General features: G+C 59.9%; 9 protein-coding genes. 5 read left to right on the plus strand and 4 right to left on the minus strand.

Going from position 1 to position 12,846, the window contains the following annotated elements:
* Positions 1 to 36 precede the first annotated feature (36 nt).
* Positions 37 to 870, plus strand: coding sequence for a hypothetical protein (locus ACFWHR_RS13325; protein WP_382448802.1), 834 nt, complete (start codon positions 37 to 39; stop codon positions 868 to 870).
* Positions 871 to 880: 10 nt separating this feature from the next.
* Here ACFWHR_RS13325 and map read toward each other — a convergent pair whose 3' ends face one another.
* Positions 881 to 1,657 carry a type I methionyl aminopeptidase gene (gene map, locus ACFWHR_RS13330; protein ID WP_382448803.1) on the minus strand — a complete coding sequence of 259 codons (777 nt, stop codon included), beginning with the start codon at positions 1,655 to 1,657 and terminating at the stop codon, positions 881 to 883.
* 96 nt (positions 1,658 to 1,753) lie between these two features.
* Here map and ACFWHR_RS13335 point away from each other — a divergent pair, with 96 nt between their 5' ends.
* The 3 genes from ACFWHR_RS13335 to ACFWHR_RS13345 are packed head-to-tail and all read left to right on the plus strand — an operon-like array spanning position 1,754 to position 4,679.
* On the plus strand, positions 1,754 to 2,635 hold the full coding sequence (locus ACFWHR_RS13335) for a siderophore-interacting protein (RefSeq protein ID WP_382448804.1): 882 nt from the start codon (positions 1,754 to 1,756) through the stop codon (positions 2,633 to 2,635).
* A 51-nt stretch (positions 2,636 to 2,686) separates the two neighbouring features.
* The gene (locus ACFWHR_RS13340; RefSeq protein WP_382448805.1) at positions 2,687 to 3,553 is read left to right on the plus strand and encodes an ABC transporter permease; all 867 of its coding nucleotides are present in this window, start codon (positions 2,687 to 2,689) and stop codon (positions 3,551 to 3,553) included.
* Positions 3,537 to 4,679: an ATP-binding cassette domain-containing protein gene (locus ACFWHR_RS13345; protein ID WP_382448806.1), complete on the plus strand. Its 1,143-nt coding sequence runs from the start codon at positions 3,537 to 3,539 to the stop codon at positions 4,677 to 4,679. Before ACFWHR_RS13340 ends, ACFWHR_RS13345 begins: the two co-directional genes overlap by 17 nt.
* 41 nt (positions 4,680 to 4,720) lie before the next feature.
* On the opposite strand, the gene ACFWHR_RS13350 is transcribed toward ACFWHR_RS13345, so the two are convergent.
* The 3 genes from ACFWHR_RS13350 to ACFWHR_RS13360 all read right to left on the minus strand — a co-directional run bounded on the left by ACFWHR_RS13350 (position 4,721) and on the right by ACFWHR_RS13360 (position 10,985).
* A complete protein-coding gene (locus tag ACFWHR_RS13350) occupies positions 4,721 to 7,195 on the minus strand; it encodes a CDP-glycerol glycerophosphotransferase family protein (protein WP_382448807.1) in 2,475 nt (824 codons plus the stop codon).
* A gap of 91 nt (positions 7,196 to 7,286) precedes the next feature.
* The gene (locus ACFWHR_RS13355; protein ID WP_382448808.1) at positions 7,287 to 8,855 is read right to left on the minus strand and encodes a polysaccharide pyruvyl transferase family protein; all 1,569 of its coding nucleotides are present in this window, start codon (positions 8,853 to 8,855) and stop codon (positions 7,287 to 7,289) included.
* 114 nt (positions 8,856 to 8,969) lie between these two features.
* Complete coding sequence (locus ACFWHR_RS13360) at positions 8,970 to 10,985, minus strand: glycosyltransferase family 2 protein (RefSeq protein ID WP_382448809.1); 2,016 nt, start codon at positions 10,983 to 10,985, stop codon at positions 8,970 to 8,972.
* 100 nt (positions 10,986 to 11,085) lie between these two features.
* Between ACFWHR_RS13360 and ACFWHR_RS13365 the strand changes: the two genes are divergently transcribed.
* Entirely contained in the window at positions 11,086 to 12,357 is a 1,272-nt protein-coding gene (locus tag ACFWHR_RS13365; RefSeq protein ID WP_382448810.1) for a nucleotide sugar dehydrogenase, read from the plus strand.
* Positions 12,358 to 12,846 lie beyond the last annotated feature (489 nt).

Below are 12,846 nucleotides of genomic sequence, written 5' to 3' on the forward strand. Positions count from 1 at the left end.
ATACACTGGCACCAGCCCACCGACGAAGGAGCGCCCGTGTCTGACAATCTGAAGCATGCAATTGGCACCCTCGCGGCGGGGGCACTCGCGTTCGGCAGCGTCTTCGCCGTGTGGGCGATCGCGCCGAACTCGGACGGTCACGCTGGTTCTGAATCCGGCGATTCAAGCGATTCGGGATCAGAAGCGCTCGTCGCCGCCGAGCTCGTCGGCCGTTGGCAGGCACCAAAGCCGGCGAATCAAGATGCGTTCGTCGAGTTCACCGATTACGGTCTGTGGTTTGCCTCCGATGGCTGCAACGGGCTCGACGGCACGTGGAGCGTCGGTGACGACGGCGCGCTCGAGATTGCCGGCTCGACCGCGATGACACTCATCGCGTGCGACAACGTCGCAATCCCGACCTCGGTTTCGCAGGCGGTCTCAGCTGTTGTAGATGGTGGTGACCTGGTACTCACTACTGCCGAGGGCGACAGCATGGACCTCGTTCGGACGCGCGACACTGGGGTTTCCCTCGTCGGCACGTGGGTGCCGAGCGATCCGATGGCGACGGGCGGCGCACAAATCGAGTTCACGTCAGAGTCGGAGTGGAGCGCCACCGACGGCTGCAACTCGACGACAGGCACCTGGAGCCTGGGCCCGGCCGAGGGCTACGGCGAAGCGTCTATGGACTCCGCTCCCCTGCATGGCGCGTTCACGGCCGACGGAGGCCGATGGACGAATATGGCGTGTGCCGACCTAGACGAGGTGCCGATCTCGTCACTGTTGCACGACGCTACCTTCGCCGGCTTCATCGACGAAGACCACATCATGCTGCTCGGCTCGTCAGACGGAGGCGTCGACGCTGCCAAGTCGCTGACGCTCGAACGTCAGTAGTTCGCCGCGGCTACGAGGACGTCGGGAGCGTCAAGATTTCGGCACCGTCTTCGGTGATCGCAATCGTGTGCTCGCTATGCGCGGTGCGCCCACCGGTAGCACTGCGCAACGTCCAGCCGTCAGCATCGACCGCGAGGCGATCAGTATCGGCCATGACCCATGGCTCAACGGCGAGCAGCAGGCCGGGGCGCAGGCGGTAGCCTCGGCCAGCTCGACCGTTGTTCGCCACGTGCGGCTCCTGGTGCATCGTTGAACCGATGCCGTGTCCACCGAATTCCATGTTGATCGAGTAGCCCGCGCTTTTCAGCACGCCGCCGATCGCATGGGAGATGTCACCGATTCGAGCGTCGGGCTTCGCGACTGCGATGCCGGCCGCGAGCGCACACTGCGTCGCCTCGATGAGCGCAACGCTCTCTTCGGGGCGGGACTCGCCAACGATGAAGCTGATTGCAGCATCGGCGGCGATGCCGTCAACCGAGATCGCGAGGTCGAGAGTAAGCAGGTCGCCGTCGGCGAGCGCGTAGTCGTGCGGCATGCCATGCAGCACCGCGTCATTGACGGCCGTGCACACGTAGTGCCCGAAGGGGCCGTTTCCGAACGACGGCGCGTAGTCGACGTAGCAGGACACCCCTCCGCCGGCCTCGATCATCTCCGCGGTGAGCCGGTCGAGTTCGAGCAGGTTTGTGCCGACGGTGGCGCGCTCGCGCAGAGTCTGCAGCGTGTTGCCAACGAGGGATCCGGCTCGACGTGCACGTGCCAGCTGGTCTTCGTTCAGAATCTCGATCATCGTGCGCCTCTCGTCAAACCAACAATTATAGCGAGCGCGCGGAGCCGCCCCACAGAACACTAGAAAGCCCCAGCTCCAGCGGAGTACGGTGAGGGAGTGACTGCATCCGCACCCGCCCGCCGACGCGGTGGGCCCGCCAGAGCCCTCGTCGTCGATCACACTGAGCGCATCAGCGAACATCTGGTGCGCGTGCATCTCGGGGGCGACGATTTCGCCGCCTTTATCGGTCATGCCGATCCCGAGCGCCTCGCGAAGACCGACAAGTATGTGAAGCTGCTGTTCGCGAAACCCGAACTCGGGCTGACGCCCCCGTATGACCTCGACGAACTGCGCGAGACGCTTCCCCTCGAAGACATGCCAGTGCGGCGCACCTACACGATCCGCTCGGTTGACCCGGCCACCGACACGCTCGCGATCGACTTCGTGGTCCACGGTGACGAGGGCATCGCGGGTCCGTGGGCGGCCAAGGCCCAGCCGGGCGACGTGGTTACTCTCTCTGGCCCAGGCGGCCAATTCGCACCATCGATCGATGCCCAGGTGCCGCGACTCTACCTCGGCGACGATTCGGCGCTCCCCGCGATCGCCGCCGCCCTCGAAAACACTCCAGCGAGTGCACACGGTGTCGCCCTGATCGAGGTCGGTAGCGCCGACGACGAGCTCGAACTGCGCCACCCGGTCGGAATCGACGTCCGGTGGCTACACCGCAATCGCCCCGATGGCACGCAGGCAGCCTTCGGTGGACTGCTTGTCGAGGCCGCCCGCGCGCTTCCCGCTCCCGCGAGCGACGCGCTCCCCGAGGTCTTCGCACACGGCGAGCGCGGCGCGATGCGCGCGCTCCGAGTATTGCTCCATAACGAGTGGGGCATCGACAGGCGCGCCCTGTCGCTCTCTGCATATTGGGCAGTCGGCCGTGCAGAAGACGGGTTCCAGGCGGAGAAGCGCGAGGCGGTCGGCCAGATCTTCGACGCCGAGGCCTGACCGTCGCCCTCCACCGGCACTCCCCAGACAGAATAAGTAGAATGTACGTTTGTGACTTACCAAGCTGCGCTCACTGACCCGGAGTTCGATACTCCGGGGAAGAGCAAGGGACTGTGGGATGTCTTTCGACATCGCTATCTGCTGTCGCTTCTCCTGAAGAAGAGCGTCACCACGCGCTATTACGGATCCGCGCTCGGTTGGATCTGGTCGTACGTGCAGACCATCGCACACTTCCTGATGTACTACGTCGTTATCGGCGTCGTGCTCGGCATGCACCGTGACGTCAAGTACTTCCCGGTGTACCTCTTCTGCGGTCTGATCACAGTCGGCCTGTTCAGTGAGGTTCTGCGCAATACGACGAGCGCGATCACAGACAACGCTTCGCTCGTGAAGAAAATCTATCTGCCCCGCGAACTGTTCCCGGTCGCCGCAGTTGGAGGCGCGATCACGCACTTCCTCCCTCAGGCCGCCGTGCTGCTCATCATCTGTCTATTCCTCGGCTGGACCGTGACCGTGATGCAGGTCATCGCCTTCGTCTTGGGCCTCATTATCGTCATTGTGTTCGCACTCGGACTCGGGCTCTTCTTCGGCGCGTTGAACGTGGCATACCGTGATGCACACAACGTTGTCGGGCTGATTCTGATGTTCTCGACGTGGGCGTCGCCGGTTCTTTACTCATCTTCGATGATTCGCGACATCGCACCACAGTGGGTCTATGAGATCTACATGATCAACCCGGTTACTGCGGCGGTCGAGTTGTTCCACAACGTGTTCTGGCTGCCAATCGCGCCGGGATCAGACCGCCCAGACGGCCTCATGCTGAATGCCCTCATCGCGCTCGGAATTGCGATCATCACCCTGCTCGTCGGCCAGCTGACGTTCCGCAAGTTGGAGGGGACCTTTGCCCAGTATCTCTGAAACCCCGACGACCACCGCAAAGCCCGCGATCGTCATTAATGACATCAGCAAGGCGTTCACGATTCGACACGCGACATCGGTGAAAGAGGCTGTCGTCTCGCTGATACGCCGACAGAAGGTAAGTACGAAATTTCAGGCAATCGATCACCTGAGTTTCGACGTGCCCGAGGGGCAGTCGGTGGCGTTGATGGGCCGCAACGGATCTGGCAAGTCGACGACACTCAAGATGCTTTCAGGTGTGTTGCGCCCGGACAGCGGTTGGATACGGACTCGAGGTCGTATTGCGGGTCTATTGGAAGTGGGCGCGGGCTTCAATCCAAATCTCACCGGCCGAGATAACGTCTATCTCAATGCCGCCATTCTCGGCATGAGCAAAGACGAAACCGAAGCAGTCTTCGATGACATCGTTGAATTTGCCGAAATCGGTGACTTTATCGACACGGAAGTGAAGTTCTACTCATCTGGGATGTATTCACGCCTCGGGTTTGCGGTAGCTGTGCATACGCAGCTCGACGTCCTCCTCGTCGACGAAGTCCTCTCAGTCGGAGACGCCGCTTTCCGTAAGAAGTGCATCGCGCGCATGACCGAATTGAGGGCCGCGGGTAAGACAATGTTCATCGTGAGCCACAGCTCAAGCCAGGTCAAACAGCTGTGTGATCGCGGTATCGTGCTGCACCAGGGCAAAATCGTATTCGACGGACCAATCGAAGACGCCATCAAAGAAATGAACGCGAAGTCTGGAGCGGTTGACCGACGGCTGCATCAGGCCTCAAAACGGGCATTCGTGCCTAGCGACGCACTTGCGAGATACATCAAGAAGCATCCGGAAAGCTATGGTGAGCCTCTCGGCGCACCTATCGAGATCACAGAAAACGGCGGCGGCCTGCTGCAGCAATGCACAAAGGGGATCATCGTGTCTTCGCGAGAGCTCCAAGTCACTCAAGGACTACGGAATGGCGCATTTCAACGCGCGTACGATGCGGCAGGGGGCCCGAGGGGCGACTGGGGTTTTGTTATGGGGAAGGTGCAGATTCTCGATCAGGGCGGCCGTCGTTCACTGCGGTTCCAATCGGGTGTCGCGAAGTACTCCCCCGGTTCCGGGGACGTGACCTTCACCCACGATTGAGGCAAAGTTCGCGGCCGAACCGAGCCCCGCCCCGTAAGAACTCAGCGGGCATCTGACGCAATCAGGCCAATATCGGCGAGGATCCGGCGCGAAGCACCGCCCCGCTCCCATTCGAGGAAACGGTCGATGAACACGCTGCGCGCGGTCGCATACCGGACATTCCAGGCCTCGATCGACTCAGCGAGACGTAGCGCATCTGCAAGTTCTTCTGTGTCTTTTGCCACAGCCCCCGGAGCGACATCATCGACGTTGAAGTAACTGCCGCGTGAAGCTTCATAATGCCCAATGTCGGGCGTGAAGAGGACCAGCGGCTTCTGTAGGTGCATATACCCGAACATCAGTGACGAATAATCGCTCACGACGACGTCCGCAATCTCCATCAGCTCGTTGATGGACCCCTCGATGTTCAGCACCTGATCTTCCGAACGAGACGCTTCATAATCGAGCGTTGCGGCAACATATGCGTCGTCCCGACGCACTTCTCCCATCAACTTGATGAACGGTGAGGTTTGTGGCGCCAGTGCAAAATCCGTAAGTTCTCGAAAATCTATGATGCTCAGCTGAGTGTGATTGAACGGATGCGGTTTGACGACGATCTGGTAGTCATCACCGAGCCGCTCCTGTAGAACCTCGAAGTCGATGAGGTACGGGAACACCGCACCATTGTCGTTGCGAAACGTCGGGGCATACAGCGCGATACGCTTGCGGGGATCAAGCGAGTACTTTGCGCGAAGTTTCTCGAGTTCAGTGCTGCTTCTTCGTTGGAAGAGCACGTCGTGTTGGGGAAGGCCGGTCTGGAGCAGTTTCGGGGTAACGCCGTGTGAGCGCGCGAATGTGGCCCCAACCTCAGGGCTTGAAGCGACAAGGTAGTCGTATCGTTGGCTGCGCTCAAGGAAGACGTCTCGCTGAGACGGATCGATCGCCGCCTCGGAGTCGATGCCCATTTTCTTGATTGGGATTCCGTGCGTTGTCTGCACTTCAATCTGATCTGGCCGTTTTCCGATTCCGCGGTCGACCCTAAACCCCACCTGGAAGTTCACATCATTAAAGAGGTACTTCGCCCGCCAGAGATAGTAATGGGCACGAAATGAGCTGCTGAGTACGACTCGAACACGGTTGGGGTGATCCACGAGTTCCCTGACAGCTGCGCGGACACGGTCGCGCTCGCGGCGACCAGCAAACACGACGCTCTGAAATTCGGGGGCGAGACGGTTCAGCTCGACGCACAGTGCCGCTGGGCCGTCCGAAAGCGAGAATTTTCGTCCCCAGTACGCGGAGAACACAGCCGTTCGCGGAAGCACTGGTAGGCGGAACAAGATTGGTCGCATGACGAGGTAGAGGACGGCATTTCGGACTCGACGTTGAGTCGTTCGACTCGGCGCTAGTCCCTCAATGAGCCGTCGCGCGCGAGCCGTCGTTTTGCGTTCCATTACGGCATCATCGGCCATCGCGCCAGGGATCTCCCCTTCCTCAATCCTCTCGTCGTCAATGGGTTCCTCGGCACTCAGCGCATTCCGCTCAGCGCTGCTCTCGCGCACCCGGATATCTGGCAGATCCTGCTGAACTCGCAAGATCTCCGCCAACTCGCTGGTCCTGCCTCGCTTTGCGAGCATGGCCCATGTGCTGAGTGGAGACTGGACCCTGGCGATCACAGTGTCCGGGACATCGGCGAGTAGGCGCTCGGATTCCTGCAAGATGTGTTCCCGCGTCGTCGAGTCGAATCTGTAGTACTCGAGAAAGATCCAGCGCAGGTTGTAGTCCACTATCGCGAAACCGACTTCGCTCACGAGTTCCGCCGATGCACCGCTCTCATGGAAGTAGCGTTGCACTCGGTCGACAGCCCAGAGCCGGTCGACCGCTTTCACTGGGAGTATCGTCTGCGTAATACCCCCGGGCGTCACCCGCCAGAAATAGCCAACTTCGCCCAGCACGTCGAATGCCGCAGCCCTACTGTAGAGCATCGGGCTAGTCGCTACATCCTCGTATATGCGGCCTTCGGGAAACCTGATACCGCTCTCAACGAAGAACTTCCGGCGATACACCTTGTTCCAGGCCGTGAAATCTCGGACGTACTCCGGAGCTGATTCAAGCGTCAAGCCGCTTACGCTCTTCGAAAAGAGATCCGCGTTTCGATTGAACGGTGTTGCGAAACGTTTCCAGCCCGCGAAACGATATGGGGCTGAGGTAATAAAGTCGGAGCCACTCGCCTGCAGTCGAGTGACCATTTTTTGGTAGACGCCATCGGGAACGATGTCATCAGAGTCGAGAAACGTTACGAACTCGCCACGAGCAGCGTCGAGGCCGGTGTTCCGCGCTGCTGACAGGCCGCCATTCGAACGCTCGATCAGTTCAATCTGAGGGTGTCTTCTCGCCCACTTACGCGCGATAAGCTCAGACCCGTCCGTTGATCCGTCCTCGACGAGGACGAGTTCGAGGGCGTCGCCAAGCCCCTGTCTGAGCACAGATGACAGACACTGATCGAGATACTGCGCCACATTGTAAACAGGAACAACCACGGTCAGTAGCGGCACGCGTACGGGGTCACTCTGAGGGCGCATTCACCACAGTGTAGCTCAGCCGCCTCCGCGGTGACTCGACGTCGGCGAGCTACTCTCCGCGACGGAAAAAGCGGCGCAGAGAAAGTTGCAACCGGTCTCTGGCGTTGGCTCCAGGTGGACGCAAGCGATGCCGGACCCGGGCGAGTTCTTCTCGGGTGTCGGCAAGTTCCTCGGCGATGCGACCGACCTCCTCCCAAGCACGCTTTTGGTCCTCAGCCGTTTCCGTGTTTCGCTGACGTTCGAGTCGTGCCGCTGCCGCCACGTTGAGCCGCGTCAGATTTGTGCCCTCGTGCGCCACCCGCGCGAGAGCCAACAAGTCACGCTCATTCTGACCCGACCAGCCCACCTCTTCGACCGGAGGAAGGTCATCGAGGCGCACGGACCCGGCCGTGGTGATGTCGGCGACGATCCCGTCCCACCAGCGACTTTGGAAGGCTCGTGCCGCCCTACCCGCCTGCGCCGCAGATGAGGCAAGCTCGTCTCGCTTCTCCATGAGCGCGTCAAGCAGACGCCGCCCGAACACAGGCTGCCAGGCTTCGAAAGGAATGGCGAACTGTTCCATCCCCACGTTTCCAAGCGCCCCGCGCATGCGGATTGCAGAGTAGTAGCTGGTGACCAGGCCAATCGCCGGAACACCGACACTCGGACCGAATACTACGGGGTGGTACCGGGTCGAGAGTGTGAAGCGGGCGCCGGCAGTGATCGCAAGGAGTTTCCGAGCGGTCAACATTGGTCGCGAGTGCACCCGGCCCGACTTCGTATAACCCACGATGCGATCGTGCCCGTAGCGATCACTCCCCACGACTGAGGCATCGACCTCACCGTCACCCAAGCTGCCCATATGTGGCAGCAGCACGACGTCAAGGTCACAGCGGCTCACCAGCGAGTCGAGAATCTCGGCGACACGCCTGTAATACTCCTCGGGGTGGAGACCGGTCGTACGTGGATGGAACGTGAAACTCCCCACCGCGTACGGAGTGGTCGCCGCAAGAGAGGCGCGCTCCTCTTGAGTGAGGTCGGCGGGTGTGAGGAGGAGCGCGTCGTCGAGAGTATGAACGATCCGAGTGTTATCGCTGCCGATCTCACGTAGCAGCGCGGCGGTAGTAGGTTCGCGCGCTCCGAAAGCCCGGGCGTACTCAAGAATCTCCGCGATCCGGTCACGGTCCTCGTCGATCAGTTCAGGACCAACCGTCTGACTCGACACGTAGAGAGGAATTCCCGCCTGCGCTGCGGCGCGAGTCAGTGCGAGTCGCTCGAATATATGGTGGCCCCACTCGGAGTTCAAATTGCCCCCGCCCGCAATGACCACAGCGTCTGCACTTTGGACAGCTCGGAGTGTCGATGCCGCGTACGCAGGCACATCAACGGCGCCAGCCAAGGCACGGGTAATCTCATCTAGCCGCGCTTCCCAGGCAGTTCGTCTAGAGAGTGTCCGAAAGCCGAACTGCGGTACGGTATCCACGCCATAGAATTCCGACGAGAGTTCGGGGTCCCCCGCGATGAGGGTGACTTCGGCACCACGACTTCGCAATTCTGCGATCGCGACCTCGGTCATCGCCTCGTCTCCGAGATGGTAGCTCTGTTTCCAGCTCACATCTCCGATAACGATTACTTTCACGCTGCTCCCACTTTCCCGCCGGCGATACTGTGCCTCAGCATATCCGGCAAGCCGCATGCTACTCCGGATGAACAATGTCGAGGACGTGTCAAGCACGCGAATTCAAGGTCATCGTCAGACCCATTCACCCATTTCTTGCAACCAAGCCGAGGCACGCTCGTCCAAGCTGGAAACTTCCGGAGTATCAGCGCTGGCGACAACTCGGACCTCGGAGGCCGTGAATCGATACCTGCCTCGATCGGCCACAAGTACCTGCTCCTGGATACTTGAACGTGCGAGGACCCCGTCCACGTTGGCAGCGTTGAGACTCCAATACGAATGAGGGCCGAGTTCAGCCTCGAGCACGAGCACGCGCGCCCACGTGTGTCCGAGCACATCAGCCGGGAACGGCACTCCGCGATTCGCATCCCCCGTTATAAGCACTCGCGTGTGTTTCATCACGACAAAGTGACGAACCCCGCCTGGCCGTATCACGCGCGTTGACACACGATGCTCAGCGCGCGTCAAAGAGGAACCCACGATCCAGACGGGCACGTTCGGATCGATCCCGGCGATGCAGCGAAGCACGTCAGGGCGAGCGGAAGCGTCAATCCCGTCGAGGTCGCACACAATGGCGCCCACCGCGGCCGTGCGATTCTTCATAAGTCTGTACCAACGCAATGGCAAGGAGTACTTCGCACGGCGCAGCTTTGCAAGGACACGATGAAGCCCGACGCTCAGACGCTGCTTTCGCGATATCTCTGAGATACGCACCGGTTCGCCTTGCTTCTGGCGAAGTACCCGTGGCTTGCTGAGGCCCCACTTTTCGCGCAGTCGAGCTGCAGTCAAAGCAGTGCCGTCGAATTCCAACGGGAAGTGCGGGTCGCAGGTAAGCCTAATGGGAGTGCCCTCTCTGGACTCCACGAGGACAATGTGTTGAAAGACCCACTCCTCCTCGAGATATTCGACACTACGGGTCTTAACCGCCACAATGCGCCCAAGTTTCCCCGCCAGTTGTAGCCCCATCGGCGGATTAGCCTCCGGTGAATACACTGCGACTCGAGCGATACCGAAGCCCCGGTCGTTCAAAAGTTCGACCGGACTCGACCGGAGAGCACCCGTGGCCGCCAGCCACGCCGCTCTGATGTCAACCGGTACATCGTGCAGCCGAAACTTCATGATGCGATCGCTGCCGATCAACTGAAGATTCGTCCGGAACTCGCGACTAATCTCTGCCAACACCGGCCGCGGGGTCGAATACACCGGAGAATGCTCGGTCCGATTCCGCCTGAAAAGGTAAAAAGCGAAATATAACAGCGTGTTCGCAAGCCACTGCGGGCATTGAGTGCCCGCGCGGCGGAGCAGCTCACGGTGTGACACCCCAAAAACGACGACGTTTCGAGCGATGTTCGACTCCTGGGATTTCACGATGGATGAACCGTCTGCCCGACGCTGATAAAAGTACTCAGCAGAGGGAATTAACACGTATCTTGCTCGAGTGGCAATCAGGTACTGCATGATGAAATCCGCGTCAGACGCTGTAGGCAAATCCGTTCTCACCGAGAGTTGGTGACGCTGAATCTCGTGGCGGTCAAAGAACACGACGCCGCCGAGCGTTTGGATCGCATCGGGTTCGACGAGAAGGTCGACGATTCGAGTTCCGCTGGAACCGTACTTGAAGTCAAGCGGATGCTCTTGCTCTGTGCCTCTCTCGTTCACGAATCGGATGCGGCCTACAAACATCGACTCAGCTGGATACATGTTTCGACTATGTGCGATGTCGCGCAAATAATCCGGGTGAAGGACGTCGTCGGGATCGGGCGAAGATATCCAGCGTCCACGTGCCGCGGCTATCCCGGCGTTTCTGGCTGCAGCAACACCGCGGTTCGGCTGGACAATCACACGCACCGGAAAATCCGACTGATGCATCCACTCACGAACGAGTTCTTCTGACCGCTCAGGGCAACCATCGATCACGAAAATGAGTTCGTGCCCCTCGTGCACGGCCGTTTGCACGTCTAAGGAACGAAGAAAGTCAGGCAGGTAACGTTCGACCCGGAAACACGCAACGATCAAGGAGGTTTCCGGCTGTCGAAGATCCCACGCCTCCGGTTCCAAATTCACATATGTCCGGGTTTCGTCGGATTCCAATTGCCCTCCAGAATTTGATCGCCGCTTCAATCTACCCGTTCAGGGTTCAGCACCGGGGCCATTGCCACCAGCCGAGGGCAGGACCCTTTAAGATAAGACGGTGAGTAACTCATCAGCACCCAAGCTTGTCGTGATCGGACAGGGCTATGTCGGCCTTCCGCTATCTGTACGAGCCGTGGAAGCGGGATATGACGTGGTCGGAATCGATTTCGATCAGCGACGCATCGATGCGCTCAACCGCGGTGAATCGTACGTTGAAGATGTGTCGAACGCCGCGCTGACAGCTGCTCGCGCAACAGGGCGTTACCGCGCGACCGACGACTACGCAACGGCCTCGGATTTCGAGTTCGCGGTGATCACTGTGCCGACCCCGTTGAAGGACTCACTGCCCGACCTCAGCTATATCGAGAGCTCGGGGGCCTCGCTCGCTCCTCACATCACACGAGGCGCGACCGTGGTACTCGAGTCGACAACGTACCCCGGCACAACGCAAGAACTACTTCTCCCGATTCTCGAGAGTGGCTCAGGCCTCACTGCTGGTGCTGATTTTCATGTCGGTTACAGTCCCGAGCGCATCGATCCTGGAAATCCGAAGTTCAGTTTCAAGACCACTCCCAAGATTGTGTCCGGTATCGACGCCGCTTCATTGGAACGGGTCGATAGGTTGTTTTCGGATCTCGTAGACGAGACGGTTCCGGTGAGTACGCCCCGTGAAGCCGAGATGGCAAAACTTCTCGAGAACACGTTCCGGCACGTCAATATCGCTCTCGTGAATGAGCTCGCTGTGTTCGCGCACGAGCTCGGCGTCAACGTCTGGGAAGCGATCGATGCGGCAGCCACGAAGCCGTTCGGGTACATGAAGTTCACTCCGGGACCCGGCGTCGGCGGTCATTGCCTCCCGATCGATCCCAGCTACCTTTCGTGGAAGGTACGCACCGAGCTCGGGCGAAGCTTCCGCTTTGTGGAACTTGCGAACGACGTGAACGAACACATGCCCGACCATGTAGTGCAGCGAACGATGCACATCTTGAACGACCAAAACAAGGCGCTGCGCGGCTCAAACGTCGTGCTCATTGGCATCGCATATAAGAAAGACTCGGGCGACTCACGCGAATCGCCCGCAGTACGTATCATCGAGCTTCTCAACAATTACGGCGCGAATGTACTCGCGGTTGACAGCCACGTCGAAGACCACCGTTGGCCCGAAGGAGCGACGCGGGTCGATCTCGACGCGGCAACCATCGAGTCCGCAGATATCGCAATTGTGGTCACCGATCACTCTGACATTGACTTGTCGCTGCTCATTGACTCTTCGGTGCCCGTATTCGACACGAGAAACAGCGTCGACGGCTCAAACGTTTCGCGCCTGTAGGCAGATTCTCCGCACACTCACCGACGCCCGAATCACCGGTCGACCTACGAGGTAAGAATGATGTCTCTCTCACGCCACCAACTCGCTGTCATCGCTTTCATGGCGGTGTGTGGTCTAGCCGCTGCGATTGTGTGCCTATTTGCCCCGCTGCGCCTCGGGCTGCTTGCGGTCCTCATCGTTGTGGGAGCATGCACGGCGGTCACTCTTCTGTTTCTTCGCAAGGTACTCAGAGCTGTCTACGAGTTGCGAGACCACGTGACTCGGGGTGATTCGTCGCGGGGAGCCAGAGATTCTATGCAGCGTGAACTCGGTGACGTCGCAGCGAGGCTGGACAGTATCGAGCTGCACCTTCCCGAGCGCCTGGCAGCCCGGGTGGCATTCGAGCTAGCGCGCCGCGACAAGGAATCACCTGAAGGCTGAGGTGACGCTGTAGACATGCAGAATACGGGATCCGAGCGCACTCGACTCACGAAGCGAACCCAGGGCAAA

The organism is Leucobacter sp. NPDC058333, assembly GCF_042726155.1.
Taxonomy (GTDB): domain Bacteria; phylum Actinomycetota; class Actinomycetes; order Actinomycetales; family Microbacteriaceae; genus Leucobacter.

Excerpts from the sequence above, each read along its gene's own strand:
- map (WP_382448803.1), bottom strand. The coding sequence starts at position 1,657 with ATGATCGAGATTCTGAACGAAGACCAGCTGGCACGTGCACGTCGAGCC.